The 20,466-nt window shown below is 69.5% G+C and carries 16 protein-coding genes and 2 pseudogenes; 6 read left to right on the plus strand and 12 right to left on the minus strand.

Annotated features, from left to right (window positions below; all coding sequences use genetic code 11):
* Positions 1-1,040: 1,040 nt before the first annotated feature.
* The 5 genes and pseudogenes from AC07GB_RS33240 to AC07GB_RS33260 form a co-directional block, all read right to left on the minus strand.
* The gene (locus AC07GB_RS33240) at positions 1,041-1,679 is read right to left on the minus strand and encodes a response regulator (RefSeq protein WP_478852054.1); all 639 of its coding nucleotides are present in this window, start codon (positions 1,677-1,679) and stop codon (positions 1,041-1,043) included.
* 466 nt (positions 1,680-2,145) lie between these two features.
* Positions 2,146-2,598: a hypothetical protein gene (locus tag AC07GB_RS33245; protein ID WP_478852056.1), complete on the minus strand. Its 453-nt coding sequence runs from the start codon at positions 2,596-2,598 to the stop codon at positions 2,146-2,148.
* A 712-nt stretch (positions 2,599-3,310) separates the two neighbouring features.
* Positions 3,311-3,634 (minus strand): hypothetical protein, encoded by a 324-nt coding sequence (locus AC07GB_RS33250; RefSeq protein ID WP_478852058.1) that lies wholly within the window; start codon positions 3,632-3,634, stop codon positions 3,311-3,313.
* Between the two features lie 196 nt (positions 3,635-3,830).
* Positions 3,831-5,006 (minus strand): amidase domain-containing protein, encoded by a 1,176-nt coding sequence (locus AC07GB_RS33255; protein ID WP_478852060.1) that lies wholly within the window; start codon positions 5,004-5,006, stop codon positions 3,831-3,833.
* Between the two features lie 232 nt (positions 5,007-5,238).
* Positions 5,239-5,492 (minus strand): annotated as a pseudogene (locus tag AC07GB_RS33260) (transposase family protein); the annotation flags it as partial.
* A gap of 52 nt (positions 5,493-5,544) precedes the next feature.
* Here AC07GB_RS33260 and AC07GB_RS33265 point away from each other — a divergent pair.
* The 3 genes and pseudogenes from AC07GB_RS33265 to AC07GB_RS33275 form a co-directional block, all read left to right on the plus strand.
* Positions 5,545-5,664: pseudogene (locus AC07GB_RS33265) on the plus strand (IS5/IS1182 family transposase); the annotation flags it as partial.
* Between the two features lie 352 nt (positions 5,665-6,016).
* A complete protein-coding gene (locus AC07GB_RS33270; protein ID WP_478852062.1) occupies positions 6,017-6,325 on the plus strand; it encodes a hypothetical protein in 309 nt (102 codons plus the stop codon).
* Between the two features lie 63 nt (positions 6,326-6,388).
* Positions 6,389-9,064, plus strand: a complete 2,676-nt coding sequence (locus tag AC07GB_RS33275; protein WP_478852064.1) for an NB-ARC domain-containing protein — start codon at positions 6,389-6,391, stop codon at positions 9,062-9,064.
* Between the two features lie 181 nt (positions 9,065-9,245).
* On the opposite strand, the gene AC07GB_RS33280 is transcribed toward AC07GB_RS33275, so the two are convergent.
* A complete protein-coding gene (locus AC07GB_RS33280) occupies positions 9,246-9,608 on the minus strand; it encodes a hypothetical protein (RefSeq protein ID WP_478852066.1) in 363 nt (120 codons plus the stop codon).
* A 455-nt stretch (positions 9,609-10,063) separates the two neighbouring features.
* Here AC07GB_RS33280 and AC07GB_RS33285 point away from each other — a divergent pair, with 455 nt between their 5' ends.
* Positions 10,064-10,492 carry a hypothetical protein gene (locus AC07GB_RS33285; RefSeq protein WP_478852067.1) on the plus strand — a complete coding sequence of 143 codons (429 nt, stop codon included), beginning with the start codon at positions 10,064-10,066 and terminating at the stop codon, positions 10,490-10,492.
* Positions 10,493-10,574: 82 nt separating this feature from the next.
* On the opposite strand, the gene AC07GB_RS33290 is transcribed toward AC07GB_RS33285, so the two are convergent.
* The 3 genes from AC07GB_RS33290 to deoC are packed head-to-tail and all read right to left on the minus strand — an operon-like array spanning position 10,575 to position 13,895.
* Positions 10,575-11,468: an aldehyde dehydrogenase family protein gene (locus tag AC07GB_RS33290; protein ID WP_478852069.1), complete on the minus strand. Its 894-nt coding sequence runs from the start codon at positions 11,466-11,468 to the stop codon at positions 10,575-10,577.
* The gene (locus AC07GB_RS33295; RefSeq protein ID WP_478852071.1) at positions 11,461-12,897 is read right to left on the minus strand and encodes an aldehyde dehydrogenase family protein; all 1,437 of its coding nucleotides are present in this window, start codon (positions 12,895-12,897) and stop codon (positions 11,461-11,463) included. Before AC07GB_RS33295 ends, AC07GB_RS33290 begins: the two co-directional genes overlap by 8 nt.
* Positions 12,898-12,902: 5 nt before the next feature.
* Positions 12,903-13,895, minus strand: coding sequence for a deoxyribose-phosphate aldolase (deoC, locus tag AC07GB_RS33300; protein ID WP_478852073.1), 993 nt, complete (start codon positions 13,893-13,895; stop codon positions 12,903-12,905).
* A 148-nt stretch (positions 13,896-14,043) separates the two neighbouring features.
* Here deoC and AC07GB_RS33305 point away from each other — a divergent pair, with 148 nt between their 5' ends.
* The gene (locus tag AC07GB_RS33305; protein ID WP_478852192.1) at positions 14,044-14,502 is read left to right on the plus strand and encodes a MarR family winged helix-turn-helix transcriptional regulator; all 459 of its coding nucleotides are present in this window, start codon (positions 14,044-14,046) and stop codon (positions 14,500-14,502) included.
* Between the two features lie 62 nt (positions 14,503-14,564).
* Here the strand turns inward: AC07GB_RS33305 and AC07GB_RS33310 are convergent, their stop codons facing one another.
* Together AC07GB_RS33310 and AC07GB_RS33315 are read right to left on the minus strand one after the other, a co-directional pair.
* Positions 14,565-15,671: an NAD(P)/FAD-dependent oxidoreductase gene (locus AC07GB_RS33310; protein WP_478852075.1), complete on the minus strand. Its 1,107-nt coding sequence runs from the start codon at positions 15,669-15,671 to the stop codon at positions 14,565-14,567.
* 108 nt (positions 15,672-15,779) lie between these two features.
* Positions 15,780-18,113, minus strand: coding sequence for a glycosyl hydrolase family 18 protein (locus tag AC07GB_RS33315; protein WP_478852077.1), 2,334 nt, complete (start codon positions 18,111-18,113; stop codon positions 15,780-15,782).
* Positions 18,114-18,313: 200 nt separating this feature from the next.
* Between AC07GB_RS33315 and AC07GB_RS33320 the strand changes: the two genes are divergently transcribed.
* The gene (locus AC07GB_RS33320) at positions 18,314-18,958 is read left to right on the plus strand and encodes a PH domain-containing protein (protein WP_478852079.1); all 645 of its coding nucleotides are present in this window, start codon (positions 18,314-18,316) and stop codon (positions 18,956-18,958) included.
* A 286-nt stretch (positions 18,959-19,244) separates the two neighbouring features.
* Here the strand turns inward: AC07GB_RS33320 and AC07GB_RS33325 are convergent, their stop codons facing one another.
* A complete protein-coding gene (locus AC07GB_RS33325; protein WP_478852081.1) occupies positions 19,245-20,456 on the minus strand; it encodes a hypothetical protein in 1,212 nt (403 codons plus the stop codon).
* Between the last annotated feature and the right edge of the window lie 10 nt (positions 20,457-20,466).

Genomic DNA, 20,466 nt, shown 5'->3' on the forward strand with positions numbered 1-20,466 from the left:
GCCGGAGGTGGTGGGTTTTTTTGGTTTGTTCGGTTTGGGTTGGTTTTTTTTTTTTTTTTTTTTTTTTGGCTCTCCCCCCCCCCCCCCCCCCCCCCCACGAAGCCAGCAGGAGCAGCAGTCGGTGGTCTCGGGTCACTGCCGTCCCAAGCCCTGATGGCACGGCTTCTAGTGGCGCCCGCGAGGCATTATCCCCATCTGGGTGACGGTGACATGAATCGGCTCTGCCCGCTAGGGATGCTGGCGCCTCCGCCACGAGCGCGCTTACGCGTCCTTCGGCGTCGTGGGACACGAGGACGTGGCCGTGACGAAGGGCACTCCCCCCGTCGTTCTGCGCGTGCGCCAGACGCTGAGTGGCCGGGGTGTTACATCCAGCGTCTCAGCGGCCACGGGCTGCGACGCCGCCGCTGCTCTTGCGGCTTCTCTGGCGGATACACGCTCGAGGGCAGCGAGGACAGCCCGGCTGCACCCCGAGCCGCGAGAGCGCCTGATGAGGTGTGCCAATGAGGGCGAGTATCTGGCTGCGATGTTCGCTCGCGCCCTCTCCTGGAGCCGAGGAAAGTCGCCTGTAGCTGAGGCGGCAGGAGGTTTATTCCGCCGGGCGATAAAAAGGTGATCGTCTCCGTACACCTGGACCTTGACGAGCAGCACAAGATGAAGGCGACGGACTTCCTCGACGAGATCAACCGTCAGATAGAACGTCGGAATCTCCTCGTTCGCAGCATCCTGGCGATTGATTAGTTTAGCGTTGCTGGTGAGCGACCTCAGCAGATCGCAGCCCTGTACTCGCGGCACCGGAAGTCGGGCCAGTCGCAGAATATGTTGGTGGGCGAAGTGCGCGAGGTAGCGGAGAAGCTATGGGTCGCTACAAGTGGGCTGTTGCTCTGGACGTATTCGACCTTGCCTGCTGCGTCCAAGCAGCAGGTACACCCAAGCAAGCGGGAATGATCCTCACCTCACTGAACCGCTCACCCTGCCGGGGGGGCAGGGCTCGGTGGGGTCACGTTCAGCAGTAGTTGCGGCGTAAAGTTGCTCTACCGACCTCAGAACTCCGGTGACCCGAACCTGACTCGTTCCATCAGATCGATTACGTAGTGCACAATTTCAACTGGACGATGGGTTGCAGCAAAGATGCGACGATCCACTCCGAGTTCAGAGTTGAAGTTCACCGAGTGCACCACGACGGGGAGATCGATCTCCCTCCTCTCCAACTCGCGCAGCATGTGGATCCCCGCCTGAGGGTCTCCGTCACGATCTATGTCGCTGAGGAGGATGTCGTAGGAGCCACGGCGCAGCGAGGCCAGCCCCTCTCTGGTCGAACGAGCCGTGTCTACGACCATGTCCAGGGAGCGGAAGAGACTGATCAAGGCACTGTTGTTCTCGGGGTGGTCGTCAATCCAGAGGATCCTGCCGTCCTTCAATGTGGCAGCCGCGTGGTCAAGTCTGTTCAGGACTCCACGCTTCGCACTAGGAGTCACGGGGGTATCGCTGTCCTCGGCAGCTTCGTCGAGTAGTTGACCGGCCATCTCCACCTCGATTCCGAGAGCCCGCAGTGCAGTGACCCTCGGGACCAATTTCTGGATGATCGTCCCTCGTAACGTCAGATAGACGATGGTGGCGAAGGTCGCCCAGAAGAAACTGGGCAGTGTGCCAATCAACTTGATCCACATCGCCTCGGGCATGGGGACATGTTCGTCCCTGGGCTCCGGCACTGCACAGCGAATGAGTGCATCCGTCGGATCTTCTGAGCGTTGCTTCCCCAAAGCTCACCGAGGACTATCCAGCGGCCCGTCGCGAGCTACGGCATCACACGGCCCGCCCCTGGCGAGGAGCGGGCCGTCGCGCTTCCTGCGGGGAGATCTCTATCGGGCATCCGACACGGCGCCCGGATGGTCGCCAAAGGGCACCGAGCCGGGCGTCGACCACTTCCTCGGCCTCCCGCAGACGGCCGACGTGAGGCTTCTCGGAGATGCGACCGTTGTTCGTACGGCACAGCTCACCCTCACCGGTCGCACGTACGCCGCAGTACTTCCGCGTCGACTGCTGCGTCCCGGTCACGGCGTCGCCTGAGGGACGCGGCCTTGGACTCCTAGATCCCGATCCCCGCCGTCGCCTCCGGGTACGTGATGTTCTCGCCCTCCTGCCCCGCTACCTGGTGGTGCATGGCGTTTCGCGCGAGGTGGAGCAGCTGTCACAAGGTGGGCACGATGGCCGGGCCACCGTAGTCCTGGCGATCGGTGTCGCGCGCTGCGACTCCCCAATGGAAAGCTCGCGGTTGACGGTGTCGGCGTCCCTCTCGTCAGCCCGTGCCGCCGCCAGTTCGGCCAGCACTTCCGGAAGCGCCGGGTCGTCGATCGCGGCGACGGGGAAGACGGGCGGCTTCGCGGTCCGGCGGGACGGGCCGGTCGGTGCCGCCTCACCGGCGAGCATCCATCCCCATGTCGTCAGCGAGATCCGGTAGATCCGCGCGGAGGACTGCGCGATGACCGCGCCGGTGGGGTACCGCTCGACCACCGCGGTGTACGACGCGGGCGGGACGGACAGTGGCACGACCTGGGCGCGCGGCAGGCGGAGCGCGCCCCCGCTCTCGCGTCTGGCCACTGGTTCGATCGTCACGCCCGTCCCGCTCGTCTGGCACTGTCGCAGCAAGTGCGTGCACCTCGCCTACGGCGGCCGGAGAGTCCGCAGCAGGTCGCGATGACCACGGTAGGGGCCCCGCCGTAGTAAATCCGGCAGTTACCGCGGCGTCATCCTGACGAGCCACCAATAGCAGCGACCACCTGAACACCGACCTGCAGCACGGTGTTCGCGCTCCAATCGCGGTTGTGTGAGGAGGGAGGGCTGTCACCACAGGCTCAGGGGCCTGCCCGCAGCTGCGGCCGCCCTGATCCGGCGGGTGATCTCAACGTCGGACTCCCGGAGCGCGAGCCTCGCGCGTATTGCGGCGGCGATGTCGCGCGCACGTCCGGCCGCCCCTCGGAGAGCCGCAGGTGTTCGGGCTGCTGACAGGAGTGGTTGTCGCCGGTGTGGCAGGCCGTCGGGCTGTCAGTTCCCCAGCCCAGGCAGGGGATCACGTCATAGGCGAGCTGATACCCGTACAGGTGCGCTGGCGCGGTGCCTCGGTGGTCCGCTCCGGCAGGGAGGCAGCCCGGAAGCGGGGCGCGGCGGTTGGCCCGTACGGGCTGGCGGCAGTCTCACTTCGACACGGACCGCATCACGATCAAGCCGAACCCGCTGGGCTGACCGCCAGAGTTCAGGGCAGGGAGCGGACATGCTCCCTGCCCTGTTTAACTTGCCGTGACGCGCCCTCAGCTCAACGGCTTGGCGTCTCGGTTGACGCTGTCTGCTTGCCGGACGACCCCGGCCGGTCGGTGAAGACGACGAGTTGCCACGTGCTGTCCTCGCGCATCACCGTAAAGGTGTCACGCATGTCCTTGCCGGACTTGTCCTTTGCCATGAGCTTCGCGGACCCGACTTTCGATCCCATGTCGAAGTCGACCTGAACATCCTTGATGGACAGGCCCCGGCCTCCCTTGTCGGCAAGGATCTGGCGAGCTTCGCGCCGAGAACGGGAGTCGTCAGGAACTCCGCCGACCTTGATCAGCCCATCAGCGTCACGAGAGTTCAGTGCCTTCACATAGGACTCGACAGCGCTCCGAGCTCGACGTGCGTCGTCGACCTGAGTGCTACGCGAGCCATCGGAACGAGCGGGTTCTTCGTCGTCGGAGCTGCACCCGGACAAGAGCCCTACCGCCACCAAAGCTGCGGCCACGAAGTATCGCCGGTACATACGGCTGCTCCCCCTTTAGGCGGTCTGCGGTGCGCACATGATGTCAGGTGCGGTGCGGGTACCACCATGCCCTCGGATGGTCGGCCAGTATCTTCTTGAAGCTCTTGTTGTGCGTGTCACTGGTGTGATACGTCAGGTACGGAGTCCCACGGTACTTCTTGGTGACAATCATCGTGTGATTGACGTTGTTATTGCGGTCGAAGTCAACCTGGAGCACGTCGGAACTGACGAGCTTGTAGACGTTGTTGCGGAATTTGGTCCGCTTGGAATGCTTAATCGCGAACCAATACCAGTTCTCGGCGCCAGCCCACGTGTAGCTGGTCGTGAACTTGAACGGACCGTAGAACCAGTATTTGTTGCTCCGGCGCTGGAGCAATGATCCGCCCTTGGCGCCCCAGCCGCCAGCATCCATTGCTTGGGAGATGAAGTTGGTGCAGTCATTTCCATAGGTGCGAAAATGACCGTTGTGGTTCTTCCAGTGCTTGTTGGCATACTTCACCATTGCGCTGTAGTTGTACCCGAACAGCGCCTGTTCACTGTCATCGACGTTATTAGGCTTTCCGTCCCCAGCATCTCCACCGGGCAGCTCGTCCGTGGAAGCCGGCGCCTCCTTGTCGCCCTCATCTTCTTCGGGGACGCCGCCGGCCTCGTCCGCCGCGTCGTCACCCGTTGTAGGCTCCGACACTTGCGTACTGGGCGTGGGGCCGTTTCCTGTGTCCGCCTTGTCCGAGGCGAGCAACCACGCACCGTCAGCGCTCTGCGTGAAGGTCACCTTATGAGGAAGTGACATCTCCTCGTATTCGGGAGCCCCTTCAGCGATCTCTTCAGCCGTAAACGGCATGTAGAGACGGGTGTCTTCGGTGATCTGGAGAGTCGCAGTGTTCCCGTTCAGCGACGTATCCGTAACGGTGACGTCGACAACGGCCTTGGTGTAACCGCCGTCCACTTCTTTGTACGTCTTCCCCTTGGCGGTGAGCTGATCGAACTCGCTTTCAAGCCGGTTAGCCATGGGAGAGGTGGCAGCCACGCGTGCCGCTCGAAGAGTAGGCGGATGGGCTGTCACCATGCTGGCGCGCGTCTGCAAGTAGGTCTCTGTCAGGCGTGACAGGTTATCAACCTGACTGGCGGAAAGGGCACCTGAGGCAGACCCTTCTTGAGCCGCGACAGGAGCCGCCCCTAACAGGCCGCCCAACGTAACCATGGCGGTTGCTGCAGCCATGTGTCTCGCTCGGGCACGATTCATGCCCATACCCCCTGTGAATTCAGCACGACTGGTCAGCGTCAATTCTATCTACTCGACTGCGAAGCCTGATCGACTCTGGTCGTTGCAGGCCGGATCCGGACAAGGAATGGCTCATTCCTCTGTGTGGGGAGATTCCCTCACGACCAACAGAGATCAAGGGGCGGGTCACGTCCGCTGGAGTGCTGTATCGACGGCCACTGAGCCTCTTTCATCCTGAATAGTCGCAGGTCATCAGCGTGTGGATAGCTTGGACGGTGGTGCCGATGCGGCGGGTGGAACATCGGGTTCGTCGCAGGATTCGCCAGGTTTTCAACTAGGCGAAGGCGCGTTCGCCGGGGCGCGGAGGCGAGCGTGGTATCGGTTGAACTGCTGGTAGTGGTGGGGTTGTTCGCGGTGGCGGTAGTACGGCGTGCGGACGGTTGAGCCGGCGCCCTGGTAGGCCCGGTCCGCGAGGATGACGATGTACCGGCTAGACGCCATTTCAGTTGGTGTGATCTTGCAGCAGTCTGGGTTGATGACTGCTGCGCTTGTCGAACGGTTGGCGCCGGAAGTCCTGTGGGGGTTGTTCCAGCGGGTGGTGCCGCCGGCCCCGCGGCGTCCGCAGGGTGGTGGGCATCTGGCGGACGCTGACCGTGGGGGTGGCCTGGACAGGCTCGTGATGGGCAGTTTGCTGCGCTGCGGGGCCAACTCGTTGATGAGCCGGTCGCGGCGTCCCCTATCTCGCTGGATTCACTGAGATCCATGGAATGTCGGCTACTCCGCACGAGGTGCTCCCCTCGATCTAGGAGTCGATCGGCACACTCGCTGTGCTGCAGGAGGAGTTCGGAGTCTGCCCTACGTGCGTTGTGCTGGATCGGATACCGCTGGTGGCGTATGCGCTGACGGCGAGGTGGCGAGCCCGTACGAAGTGGCGGGATGCTGGTCTGGCGGCCCGTCAGAGACGTGTGCAGGGGGTTGGCATGACGCGGGGGTGGAGGATCGCGGTCATGGTGCTGGCGGCGGTGGGCATCGTTTCGACGCCGTTGGTCTGGCTGCTCAACAGCCCGGGTGCGGGGGAGCTGGCCGGGGCCTCCATTCAGGGCGCGGTCGGTATCGTGGCCCTGCTCTGGGCTGTGTTCCAGCACCCGCCGCCTGCCGGGCCGACGGACCGGGCCGTTCGGACAGGGAAGGCCCACCGTGGGGGCGTCAGCGGCATCAAGCGGCCCGGCGGCCGGGGGCGCGGGCGGGCGACCGCCCAGCGGACGGGAGAGGCCAGCGGCGAGAACTCCGTTTCCGGCATCGACTACACGAACTAGGGGCTCGGGCCCATGGCGAGAGGAACGTCGCGTACGCCGCAGGGCGAGGAGCCCGAGCCGCCGGTGACCGCGGCGGACACCGGCCACGCCACGGCCTTGGGCGGCGGGTCGGCTGTGACCGGTTACCGCAGCCCGGCCCCGGGAACCGGCCAAGGGATCCTGGGCCCGGTCCGCGTGTCCCGTACCGGGGACGCGACCGCCACCGGCGGCGCAACGGCCATCACCGGTTACGTCCACAGCCTGACGGTGCAGCAGCGCCCGCCCCAGGAACCGGCGCCCTGGCCGCACCAGGTCGGTGTCATCCCGCCCGCCGCGGGGTCCTTCCAGCACCGCGTTGAGTCCCACCGTCTGCGCGCCACGGCCGACGGAGGCGGCACCACGGTCCTCACCCAGTTGCTGACGGGCATGGGAGGGGTCGGCAAGACCCAGCTCGCCGCCGACTACGCTCGCGCCGCCTGGAGCGACACCAGCGCCACGGGCCGCCTGGATGTCCTGGTGTGGATCGCCGCGAGCGACCGCTCCTCCCTCGTGACCCGCTACGCCCAGGCCGGGATCGAGCTGTGCCGGGCCGACCCCAATGACCCGGAACAGGCCGCCCGGTCCTTCCTCACCTGGCTCACCCCCAAGGCCGCGGCGAAGCCGTGCCGGTGGCTGATCGTCTTGGACGACGTCGCCGACCCCGACGACCTCAAAGGCCTGTGGCCGCCGACCAGCCCTCACGGCCGCACTCTGGTCACCACCCGCCGCCGGGACGCTGCTCTGGCCGCCGACGGCCGCCACACCATCCAGGTCGGCCTGTTCACCGACGACGAGGCCTTCACCTATCTCACCACCGCCCTGACCGAACACGACGAACCCGCCAACCAGCTGAGCGCGCTGGCCGACGACCTCGGCCGTCTGCCCCTGGCCCTCGCCCAGGCCGCCGCCTACCTCATCGACACCGCCGAATCCGTGGCCGGGTACCGCGCTCTGCTCGCCGATCGCACCACCACCCTCGCCGCGCTCGCCCCCGACGTCCTGCCCGACGACCAGGCCCTGCCGCTGGCCGCGGCCTGGTCCCTGTCTATCGAGCGCGCCGACACCCTGCGCCCTGTCGGCCTGGCCCGCCCCATGCTCCAGCTGGCATCCCTGCTCGACGCCAACGGCATTCCCCAGGATGTCCTGACCAGCGCACCGACGCTTGCCTACCTCGCCAAACACCGCACTGGCCCTGGACGATCACGGCGCTGGAAGCGGTGGCCGGTGGTGAGGTGGGCTTCCACTCCTGTCCACTTTGAGGAAGCGATCGGCGCCCTGCGGGCCCTGCACCGCCTCAGCCTCGTCGACCACACCCCTACCATCCCGCACCAGGCCGTCCGCGTTCATCAGCTCATCCAGCGAGCCACCCGCGACACCCTCACCCGCCGTCGGCAGCACCGGACCGCGCGTGTCGCCGCCGACGCCCTGCTGGCCGCCTGGTCCGAGGCCGAATGCGACACCGGCCTCGCCCAGGCCCTGCGTGCCAACACCGCCTCTCTCGCTCAATGCGCCGAGGATTTCCTGTACCGGCCGCGCCCGCATGAGGTGCTGCATCGCTACGGCGACAGCCTCGGCGATTCCGGCCAGGTAGGCGCCGCCCGTGATTACTACCAGCACCTTGCCGAAACTCTCGGCCGCCGTCTCCGCCCTGACCACCCCACCACCCTCACGGTCCGAGGTGCCCTTGCCACCTGGCAAGGAAAGACGGGAGATGTGGACGGAGCCGCACAGGCCCTCTCTGACCTGTTCGGACGCATGGTGCGAGTGTGCGGCAGGGACCATCCCCACACCCTTGTTGTCCAGGGTGAGTTCGCCACCTGGTGGGGGGAGACAGGGGATGAGGCCGGCGCCGCAGCGGTCTGCGCCGACCTGCTGGGACGCATGGTGCGAGTGCTGGGCGAGGATCATCCCAACACTCTCACTACTCGTTACCACCTTGCTACTTGGCGGGGGCGGGCGGGAGACGCGGCCGGAGCCGTGCAGGCCCTCTCCGTCCTGCTGTCCGACCGGACCCGCGTGCAGGGTGCGGACCATCCCGACACCCTCGCCACCCGGCATAACCTTGCTATCTACCAGGGGGAGGCGGGGGACGCCTTGAGCGCTGCGGAGGCTTTGGCCAGCCTGCTGGCCGACACGATCCGGGTCCTGGGTGAGGACCATCGCATCACTCTCTGTAGCCGTCGCAGTCTCGCCAAGTGGCAGGCGGAGGCCGGGGACGCGGCCGGAGCCGCGCAGGCCCTCTCCGCCATGCTGCCTGACTGGACCCGGGTGCTGGGTGCGGACCATCCCGACGTCCTCAGCACCCGGCACGACCTCGCCTTCTACCAAGGGAAGGCAGGGGACGCATCGGGGGCCGCGGAGGCCCTCTCCGCCCTGCTGGCCGATCAGATCCAGGTGTTGGGCCAGGACCACCCCAGCACCTTCAACACCCGTAACAGCCACGCCATGTACCAGGGGGAGGCGGGGGACGACTTGGGCGCCGCGGAGGCTTTCGCCTCCCTGCTGGCCGACAAGATCCGGGTTCTGGGAGAGTTCCATCCCGGCATCATCGATGTCTGGCACAACCTTGCTGCTGCCCGCGGTCGAGCAGGGGATGCTGCCGGGGCCGCCGCCGTGACCGAACAATTGCTGGAGCACATGGCGCGAGCACTGGGCGAAGACGACCTGCACCTGTCGGGCCTTCAACGCGACCTCGCCTACTGGCGAAACAAGGCAATGTGACGGCGGCCGTACAGCCACCCAGCCGTCGGCCAGACTCAGCAACACCCGCTCGGCGAGGAAGCCGGGAACCGCTGGCCGTGCGACAAGTCGACCTCCGTTCCAGCGTGCGGCCGAGCCCCGCGGGAGGTGGGTGAACTGCCTCTCACCCAGCTCCCGGGCCGCTCCCGGTGCGGGAAAGCGCTCAGGGGTGGCAGCCGTAGGCATAGAGGAGACCGGCAGTTCGTACCACTGCGTGTGTGTGCTCCGTCTTGAGGTTCTCGACGACGTACGTCGAGGGATTCCCTGCGATGTATACGGTTGTTGTCGCCTTGTCGATGGTGAAGCGGTAGGGGGCGCCGTTGTCGACGAAGCCGCAGGCGGCAGCGGACAGCATCAGGATGGGAAACCAGTACCCCTGCCCGGTCGGCAGGATGACGATGGTTGTGGACGTGGGGCAGTGTGCCGTGGTGGCCGCCTGCGCGGGCGGCGCTCCTGTGACCACCGCGCTCGTGGCGGCGGCCGGCACGGCACCCGTTGCCAGGACGCGGCGCGATCGGTGACTCACGTGTCCTCCCGCCTGTGCCAGGGGCGTACGGGACGCGACGGTTGGCCCGTACGGGTTGGCGACAGTCTCACGGCGGTCGGTCTGTCGTGCACAGCCCGGAACCGGCCGCGTCCGGGCTCCGGTGCACCGCGAAGGCCACCTCTGCTGCCGCTGGTCCTTGTGCCACCGCCGGAGCGATGTGCCGCTGCGTAACATCTTCGGATCCTGGGTCCCCCGATATTCCGTGCGCACATGTGTGCACGGGATCTGGAGGCTTCAAGGGTATTTTCGCAGGTCAGAGGCAGTTCTTGAGCGTGAGTTCCGGAACATGGGAACTCACGAGAGACCAGTGTGTCGCATTCCCTCCGGACGCGGCCCCGGCGGGGCGGGCTTTGGTGGGAATGTCCCTGTGCGACTACGCTGCGTGCGCGCACGATTACGCACGGAGAGTTCGTTAGGTGGTCCACATGGTCCAGATGGCGCGAAACCCCCTTCGATCCGCGGCGGGGAACGCCGCGTCGGCCTCGTCCTCCGCCCCCGCGCGGGCGCTGCTGCGGGCGGGGCTCACGGTGTCCGCGGCGGGGGCCGCCCTCGGTGTCGGCGTGGCCGGGGCGAGTGCCGCGGAGGCCGTGCCGCCGCCCGTCACCTCGCAGGCCGGTGGTCTGGGAGGCCTGGACGTGCAGGCGGCCTCCGCCGCCCTGGGTCCCGCGCTCGCGCCGGCGAAGCGGCTGAAGCTCGACCCGCTCGCGGGGACGGGCGTGGATCCGCTCGACAACGGGGTGGGCACGCAGGTAGCCGACTTCCAGCCGGTGAGCACGGCGATGGCGACGGGCCCGCTGACGCAGGGCGGGGCGCTGGGCGACCTGCCCGTGACGGGGACGGTGGCGGGGCTGCTGCCCGGGTGACGGCTCCCCGTCGCCGCCCCTCGACGGCGAACGCCGGACGGACCGGGAACAGGTCCGTCCGGCGTTCGCGGGGCGTGGGGTGTCAGTACGACGAGCCGGACGCGCCGAGCGAGCCCGTGGGGTGCCAGACGGTCTTGGTCTCCAGGAACGCGGTGAGGCGCTCCGTGCCAGGGGACGCGGTGAAGTCCTTGTCCACAGCCTGTGGACGCCGTACGCGCTTCAGGTTGTCGGCCGCCGCGACCTCCAGGTCCTTCGCGAGGTCCGCGGTGGTGCCCGTCAGATCGATGGCGTTCACGTCCTGGTGGGCGGCCAGCGGGGCCGCCAGCTCCGCCGTCCGGCCGGAGAGGATGTTGACCACGCCGCCGGGGACGTCGGACGTGGCGAGCACCTCGCCCAGGGACAGGGCGGGCAGCGGGGCCTTCTCGGAGGCGATGACGACCGCCGTGTTGCCCGTGGCGATCACCGGGGCGAGCACGGACACCAGGCCCAGGAAGGACGACTCCTGGGGCGCGACCACCGCGACGACACCCGTCGGCTCGGGGGTCGAGAGGTTGAGGAACGGGCCCGCGACCGGGTTGGCCCCGCCCGCGATCTGGGCGATCTTGTCGGTCCAGCCCGCGTACCAGACCCAGCGGTCGATCGCCGCGTCGACCACCGCGGCGGCCTTGGCCTTCGACAGGCCCTCCGCGTCGGCGACCTCGCGCACGAACTGCTCGCGGCGGCCCTCGAGCATCTCGGCCACGCGGTAGAGGATCTGGCCGCGCAGGTACGCCGTCGCGTTCGACCAGCCGCCGAAGGCCTTGCGTGCCGCCACGACCGCGTCCCGCGCGTCCTTGCGGGACGACTGCGGGGCGTTGGCCAGCCAGGTGCCCTTCGAGTCCGTCACTTCGTACACCCGGCCGCTCTCGGAGCGGGGGAACTTGCCCCCGACGTACAGCTTGTAGGTCTTGAAGACACTGAGACGTGCGTCAGACATCGAGGTATGCCTCCAGGCCGTGGCGGCCGCCCTCGCGGCCGAAGCCCGACTCCTTGTAGCCGCCGAAGGGCGAGGTCGGGTCGAACTTGTTGAACGTGTTGGCCCAGACGACCCCGGCGCGGAGCTTGTTCGCGACCGCGAGGATGCGCGAGCCCTTCTCCGTCCAGATGCCCGCGGACAGGCCGTACTGCGTGTTGTTCGCCTTGGCGACGGCCTCGTCCGGCGTGCGGAAGGTGAGGACGGACAGGACCGGGCCGAAGATCTCGTCGCGGGCGATGGTGTGCGCCTGGGTGACGCCGGTGAAGAGCGTCGGGGCGAACCAGTAGCCCGAGGAGGGGAGTTCGCAGGCCGGGGACCAGCGCTCGGCGCCCTCCGCCTCGCCCTGGTCGGCGAGCGCGCTGACGCGGGCCAGCTGCTCGGCGGAGTTGATCGCGCCGATGTCGGTGTTCTTGTCGAGCGGGTCGCCCAGGCGGAGGGTCGAGATCCTGCGCTTGAGGCTGTCGAGCAGCTCTTCCTGGATCGACTCCTGGACGAGCAGGCGCGAGCCCGCGCAGCAGACCTGGCCCTGGTTGAAGAAGATGCCCGTGACGATGCCCTCGACGGCCTGGTCGATCGGGGCGTCGTCGAAGACGATGTTCGCGCCCTTGCCGCCCAGCTCCAGGGTGAGCTTCTTGTCCGTGCCCGCGACCGTGCGGGCGATCTCCTTGCCGACGGCCGTGGAGCCGGTGAAGGCGACCTTGTTCACGTCGGGGTGCGCGACGAGGGCCGCGCCCGTGTCGCCGTACCCGGGAAGGATGTTGACGACGCCCTTGGGCAGGCCCGCCTGGCGGCAGATGTCCGCGAAGAACAGGGCGGACAGGGGGGTCGTCTCGGCGGGCTTCAGGACCACCGTGTTGCCGGCCGCGAGGGCCGGGGCGATCTTCCAGGCCAGCATCAGGAGCGGGAAGTTCCAGGGGATGACCTGGCCCGCGACGCCGAGCGGGCGGGGGTTCGCGCCGTAGCCGGCGTGGTCGAGCTTGTCGGCCCAGCCCGCGTAGTAGAAGAAGTGCGCGGCGACCAGGGGGAGGTCCGCGTCGCGGGTCTCCTTGATCGGCTTGCCGTTGTCGAGGGTCTCCAGGACGGCCAGCTCGCGGCTGCGCTCCTGGATGACGCGGGCGATGCGGAAGAGGTACTTCGCGCGCTCCGCGCCGGGCAGCGCCGACCACTTCTCGAAGGCCTTGCGGGCGGCCTTCACCGCGCGGTCGACGTCCGCCTCGCCGGCCTGCGCGACCTCGGACAGGACCTCTTCGGTGGACGGCGAGAGGGTCTTGAAGACCTTGCCGTCGGCCGCGTCGGTGAACTCGCCGTCGATGAACAGGCCGTAGGAGGGGGCGATGTCGACGACCGAGCGGGACTCGGGGGCCGGTGCGTACTCGAATACAGATGCCATGGTGATCAGTCCACCGTCACGTAGTCAGGGCCGGAGTAACGTCCGGTGGCCAGCTTCTGGCGCTGCATCAGCAGGTCGTTGAGCAGGCTGGAGGCGCCGAAGCGGAACCAGTGGTTGTCCAGCCAGTCCGCGCCCGCGGTCTCGTTCACCAGGACCAGGAACTTGACGGCGTCCTTCGAGGTGCGGATGCCGCCCGCGGGCTTCACGCCGATCTGCACGCCGGTCTGCGCGCGGAAGTCGCGGACGGCCTCCAGCATCAGCAGGGTGTTGGCGGGCGTGGCGTTGACCCCGACCTTGCCGGTGGAGGTCTTGATGAAGTCCGCGCCCGCGATCATGCCGAGCCAGCTCGCGCGGCGGATGTTGTCGTACGTCGACAGCTCGCCGGTCTCGAAGATGACCTTCAGGCGGGCCTGCCCGCAGGCTTCCTTGACGGCGACGATCTCCTCGTACACCTTCAGGTAGTCGCCGGAGAGGAACGCGCCGCGGTCGATGACCATGTCGATCTCGTCGGCGCCCGCGGCGACGGCGTCGCGGACGTCCGCGAGCTTCACGCCGAGGGCGGCGCGGCCCGCGGGGAACGCGGTCGCGACCGACGCGACCTTCACGTCCGTGCCCGCGACGGCCTCCTTCGCGGTGGCCACCATGTCCGGGTAGACGCAGACGGCGGCGGTGCGCGGCGTCGAGCGGTCCGTCGGGTCCGGGTGGACGGCCTTGGCGCCGAGCGCGCGGACCTTGCCGGCGGTGTCGGCGCCCTCGAGGGTCGTCAGGTCGATCATGGAGATGGCCAGGTCGATGGCGTACGCCTTGGCCGAGGCCTTGATCGACCGCGTCCCGAGGGCGGCGGCGCGGGCTTCGAGGCCGACCGCGTCCACGCCGGGCAGGCCGTGCAGGAAGCGGTGCAGCGTGGCGGCCGACGTCGTGACGTCGGCGAAGGGGGTGCCGGCGGGCGCGGCCGCCCCGGCTGCCCCTGGGGGTGATGTCGTCGTCGGCATAGTCACGAGGGGAGCATATCTACGCGCGTAGCGGCCTGTACAGGGGCAGGTTCCCGCACGGTGGGGCCACCGGCCCCACCCTAGGTCCACCCCCGGGTCCACCCCCTCCCGGGGCGCATAGGCTTGCGTCATGGGGAAAGCCGTCGATGAGCCCATGGGGGTCGCCACCGCGCTGGTGCGGGGGGCGTTCCTGGTGAACGCCGTGTACGCCGAGTCGAGCCGCGCGTACGGGATCACCTCCCAGCAGGGCCAGCTGCTCTGCGTGCTGATGGCGCAGCCGTACGGGATGAGTGAGCTGGGCGCGGTCCTGGGGCTCGCCAAGTCGAGCCTCACGGGGCTCGTCGACCGGACCGTGCGGCGCGGGCTCGTGCGCCGCGAGCCCGACCCGGTCGACGGGCGGGCCATCCGCGTGGCGCTCACCACCGAGGGGAGCGCCCTCGTGGAGGAGTTCTACGCCGCCACCTGCCGACGCATGGACGAGCTGCCGGCCGGGTTCAGCGAGGCCGAGCGGGCGCAGCTCGCCGGGCTGCTCGGCAGGCTCGTGCTCACCAACGAGGTGCCCGTGGTCTTCGGGGACACGGGCGAGGACGGCGTGGCGGCGGCCTCCGCCTGAGCGGGGCCGCCGCGCCGCCTGCCTCCGTCTGCGGGCCGGGTCGCGGGACCGGACGGTTCCGGTCAGGCCCCGGTGCCGAACAGCTCCGCGAAGCGCTCGGTGAACAGGGTCCTGCCCTTGTACTCGGCCACCGACTGCGCGGGCAGCACGTTCGCGCCCGTGCCGTCGTCCGACGGGAGCTGGCCCACGCCGCCTGAGGGGCCGAGGGGGAGCAGGACCGCTGGGACGGGGGAGGGGCGGTAGGTGGCGGTGGGCTCCTCGCCGCGCACCCGCGCCAGGATGTTCCGTGCCACCACGTCCGCGTGCTGCATGGCGTGGCCCGCCATCTTCGCCTCGGGGAGGTCCGTCAGGTCGCCCAGGGCGTAGACGTGGTCGTGGCCCTCGACGGTGAGGGACTCCGTGACCCGCACCCGGCCCTCGGGGGTGGGCGTGGTGAGGCGGCCGTCGCTCAGGTAGCCGGAGTGGGCGCGCACGCCGTAGCAGCGGAACCAGATGTCCGCCGTCAGCTCGGCACCCTCGCCGCCGGTCGTTGCCACCGTGAACGTCTTCGCCCGGCCCGGTTCGGCGGGCGGCTCCTCGGTCAGGCGCGTGGCAAGGCGCAGCTCCACGCCCAGGCCGTCCAGTTGCCCGCGCAGATCGGCGCGCAGGGCGGGGTCGAAGCCGGGGAGCAGCTCCGCGCCCGGGTCGACGAGGGTCACGTGCTTGCCGGGCCACACGGCCTTGATCTCGCCCGCCAGCTCCAGGCCGACCGGGCCCGCGCCCACCAGGAGGACCCGGTCGGCGCCCGCCAGCTCCTCGTGCGTGGCGCGCAGCCGCCCCAGGGCCTCGTCGGCGGTGTCGGTGTCGGTCTTGGCCGGGTACGGGTAGCCCGAGCCGGTCGCGAGCACGATGTGGTCGGCCTCGACGCGGGCGCCGGACGCCAGCGTGACACCGCCCGCGTCCACGGATGCCGCGTACTCCCTCACGACCCGGCCGCGGCGCAGCAGCCCGTCGTACGGGAAGAAGATGTTGCCCGCCCACTCCGGGCGCACGAGCGCGCGCAGGGATCCCGCGGCGTGCACGAAGGCGTCCTTCGGTTCGATGAGGACGACGTCGGTCTCCTCGTCGAGCGCCTTGGCGACCGCCGATCCTCCGTAGCCTCCGCCGATGACCGCGACCGTCTTGCCCATGGTGTCCACTCCCCGTGTCCGTCGTGCGCGGCGGGTGCGCCGCGCATGTAGTTCGTACCGCGAACAATATTAGTTCGCGGTACGAACTTCAATGCGGTGTGAGGGCGGTCACTTCAGACCGTTGTCCAGGGCGGTCATGAGGGTGCCGGTCGGGGTGTCGCCCGACATCTCCCAGACCATGCCGCCGAGCAGGCCCTTCGACTTGATCCACGCGGTCTTCTTGCCGATCGACCAGGTGTCGTCGAAGCTCCACCACTGGCCGTTGTTGCCGGTGTAGCCGTAGGTGGAGACGGACTGCTCGTCGTGGTGGACGGTCATGTTCGGGACGCTGTTGATCAGGTTGTGGTAGCCCCTGGTGCCCGCCTCCTCCGGGAACTGGCCGGGGGCCGCGCCGTTCGCCGACTGCCACTCGCCCTTGGCGCCGCCGTCGGCGACCTCCTTCCAGCCGCGGCCGTAGAAGGGGAAGCCGATGGTGAGCTTGCGCGGGTTCACCCCGGCGTCCAGATAGGTCTTGATCGCCTTTTCCATGCTGAAGTCGAAGGAGTAGGGGTCCTGGGCGTCGCGGTACAGATTGGCCTGGTGGCCGGTGCGCTTGGGCTCCCAGGAGTTGTCGCTGCCCGCGCCGTGGAAGTCGTAGCCCTGGACGTTGGCGAAGTCCAGGCACTCGAAGATCTTCTTGATGTCCCAGCCCGCCTCGATCTTCGCCGGGTCGGCGGGGGTGAACGCGGTCAGGAGCTTGTGGCTGCCGCCGGTGGCGTCGAGCTGCTTGCGGAACTCGGCGAGCAGGGCGGTCAGGTTGTCCTTGTCGGCCGCGCTGAAGTGGTTGCCCGGGTGGCCCTCCGAGCCCGGCCACTCCCAGTCGATGTCGATGCCGTCGAAGACGCCGGCGCCGGTGCCGGGGCCGCCCGCGCCGTTGTAGACGGGCAGGTTGCCCTTGATCCAGGTGTCGACGCAGGACTTCACGAACTTCTCCCGGGACGCGGGCGTGGCCGCCGCGTCGGCGAAGAACTTCGAGAACGTCCAGCCGCCGAGCGACACGACGACCTTCAGGTGCGGGTGCTTGGCCTTGAGCTTCTTGAGCTGGTTGAAGTTGCCGCGCAGCTTGCCCCAGCCGTCGTCCGCGACCCCGTCCACCGACTGCGCGGCGGAGAAGGCGCGGCCGTAGTCGGCCTCGGCGTCGCCCGCGCCGGTGCCCTCGTCCGGGTCCTGCGGGTTGCCGGAGACGCCCTTGACGACCCCGGCCAGGCAGGTGTGGTTGACCGGGTCGACGTTCTCGAAGGCGTAGTTGATGACGTCGAGCTTGGCCGCGTGGCCCGAGGTGTCCAGGTTCTTCACGAAGTGCTGGCGGCCGTAGATGCCCCACTGGGCGAAGTAGCCGACCGTGAGGTGGTTGCCGGGCCCTGCCGCGTCGTCCGTGGTGACGTTCACGGCGTTGGAGGCGGGCGAGGCGTTGTCGGCGGTGTCACGCGCCTTGACGGTGAAGGTGTAGGCGGTGGCGGGGGTCAGGCCCTCGACGGTCGCGGTGGTCGCCGACGCGGGGAGCGTCTTCGCCAGGTCCTTGCCGCGGTAGACGTCGTACGCGGCCACGGCCACGTTGTCCGTGGACTTCTCCCAGGACAGGGACGCCGAGACCTGGGTCTTGCCGGTGGCGCGCAGATTGCCGGGCGCGGTCGGCGGGGTCGGGTCGGTCGACGGGTCCACGGTCGTCGCGCTGACCGGCGGGCTCTGCGGGCTGGTGTTGCCGCGCCGGTCCTTGGCCCGGACGGTGAAGGAGTAGCGGGTGGCGGGGGTCAGCTCGGTGACGGTCGCGCTGTTCGTCGTGGAGGTCGCGACCACGCCGGTGCCGCTGAGGACCTCGTACGTCGTGACCGGGTAGTCGCCCGCGCCGGCCGGGGGCCAGGTCAGGGAGATCGTGCGGGAGGTGGCGGTGGTGACGGTCGGGGTGCCGGGCGCGGTGGGGGGCTTGTCCGGCGTGCCGTCGCATTTGTCGCCGTTGACCGTGCAGCCCGTGGGCGTGCCGATCGGGCCCCGCGCGGTGAACTGGTAGCTGTACGGCTCGGTGCTGCCGCCCGCCGGGACGCGGCCGTTGTAGTACGCGTTCTTCACGGTGACGTGGCTGCCCGAGACGGTCGCCTCGCCGTGGGTGTGGCCGCTGACGGTGACGCCCGGCGGCAGGTCGAACTCGATGGTCCAGTCGGTGGACGCGGCGGATCCGCTGTTGCGGACGACGTACTTGCCCTGCCAGGACGAACCGCTGCCCTCGGTGGTGAAGCTCGCGGTGAGGGTGCCGGCGGCGATGGCCGGGGCCGCGGAGAGGGCGGTGAGCAGGGCCGCGGGGAGCAGCAGGGCGGCGAGCAGCACGGCGGTCCTGCCGTGCAGGGCTGCGGCCGCTCTTCGTAAGAGTCCCGGTGCTGTCCGGGTGCCTCTTCCGGTGGGGGTCATGACTCTCCTCGGGGTGTTCGTTGCGGGTGTCTCCTCGGGGTGCGTACGGGGGGTGTGTGGGAGGCCGTGCGCGCCGGGCCGTCGCGTCGCCGGGCGATGGTTAGGCGTACATGACAACTCTCGACGGTACTAGGTCTGGACCAATCGCCATACCCCCGCCGCGCGCGGCGGCCGTCGGCGCGTCAGGCAGAATCAGCCGTATGACGAGCGACCCGCAGCCCACCCCGGCGGAGCCCACTCCCGCGTACAAGGACCGCGTCTACCGGTCGCACGCGGCCATCGCGGGCGGTGTCCTGCTGCTCGCGATCGGTGCCTGGCTGGGCGTCGACGCGCTGATCCGGGGCGAGGGGCGCACCCCCTGGGTGGCCCTCGCCGGGCTGCTCCTCGCGGTGCCGCTCGTCGTCGCCTACACCGTGCGGCCCGCCGTGTACGCGAGCGAGGACCGGCTGCGGGTGCGCAACCCCTTCCGCACGATCGTCCTGCCGTGGGGCACGGTCTCGGGGCTCCGCTCCGGATACTCGAACGAGGTCTTCACGCAGGACGGCACCAAGTACCAGCTCTGGGCGATCCCGGTGTCCCTGCGCGGCCGCAAGAGGGCCGCGCAGCGGCACGCGCGGCAGGTCGCGTCGGACGACCCGTCCGCGAGCCTGGTCCGCCCCGGCACCGCGCACGACAACACGCGCGCGCCCGGCGACCAGGCCATGGACGACCTGCGGGAGATCGCCGAGCGCCGCGAGGGCGCGGCCGACGCGCAGGGCGAGCCGCAGGTGCGCTGGGCGTACGAGATCCTCGGCCCGAGCCTGGCGGGAGCGGTCGTCCTGGCCGTGCTGCTCGCGACCGGCTGAGCCCGCAGGGACGGATGGGGGCCGGACACGGCCACTGCCGTGTCCGGCCGGGAGGCGCCTCGCAAGGGGGGGTGGCGGGGCGCCCGAGCCGCCGGCTCCCACTGGGGGGCCGGGGAGCCGCCGGACAGCGCTTCCATAGTGAGGCATCGTTGTCTTCCCGCGGTGCCCCGCGCGCCGGGCGGGTGCCGACTTCCCGGGAACGGGACCGGATTCCACACGGCCGAGGCCGGGATGCAGTGTGCACCCAAGCGCGGGCGCACCCCGGCGCACCCGCCGCCCGCGCGCCTCACGGCGGGCCGAGCCACACGAGCAGCATGTGCCCGCCGAAGGCCGCCGACGTCAGGGCCGCGCCGGTGAGCACCGGCACCACCACCCGCGCCCGGGCCCGGGCGAGCGCAAGCGCCACCGGGAGCAGCAGCGGAAAGCCCGGCATCAGGAACCGCGCCCGGGGGAAGTACACCCCGCGGGAACCGAGCACGATCGCGAGCAGCAGGCCCGTGAACACGAGCAGCGGCAGCGGCTGTTCGCGCCCCGCCACCGACATCGCGAACAGCACGAGCGCGCCGAACAGCACCAGCGTCACCATCACCAGGAACAGCTGCGGCCGCTCCACGAGGAACAGGCTCTTCACCCAGCGCAGGGTGCCGACCCCGCCGTCCCACTCGTTGTGCCACCACTTCTGCACCGCGAAGTAGCCGTCCCAGCGGCCGAGCCTGACCCCCACCCAGCCGACATACGCGAGCCAGCCGAGGGGCGCGAGGACCGCGCCCGCGAGCGCGGCCGCCGAGAAGCGGCGGCGCAGCGCGAGCACCGCCGTCACGCTCACCGCGGCGGCGAGCGCGATCCCCGTCGGCCGCGTCAGGCCCGCGAGCGCGGCAAGGGCCCCCGCCGACACCCAGCGCCCGGTGAGGACCGCGTACAGGGACCACGCCACGAACGCCGTGAACAGGGACTCCGTGTAGCCCATCCACTGCACGAGCGACACCGGGAGGCACGCCCACAGCACCACGAGCAGCACCCCGGCCCGCCGCCCGTGCAGCCGGTCGCCGACCTTGAAGATCCCCCACGCCGCGAGGAACGAGGCCGCGAACGCGATCGCCAGGCCCACCGCCCCGCGCGGCGCGGGCGCCAGCTGCTCGCCCGCCCGGATCAGCAGCGGGTACAGCGGGAAGAACGCCAGGTTGTTCGAGTCGAAGGCGTGGCCGAGCGTGTCCGCGTAACCCTGCCCGGCGATCTTCAGGTACCAGTCGCAGTCCCAGGACTCGGCGAGCAGGTGCCAGACACCGCGGTGCTCGCGGCGCGCCCAGAAGGCGAACACGAGGAGGCCGAGGACGCGCACCGCGGCATACGCCAGGAGCGCGGGTGCCGCGTGCCGCAGTGCGTCGCCCGCCCGCGCGCGGCGGCCCCGCTGCGGTCGCGCGGCGGGACGGGAGCGGCGCGAGGAGGGGACGCGGAACGGCGTGTCGGCGGAGAGGCGGGCGAGGGGTCCGTACGGCACTGCGGCTCCC

The sequence above is a fragment of the Streptomyces sp. NPDC045778 genome (assembly GCF_056431945.1).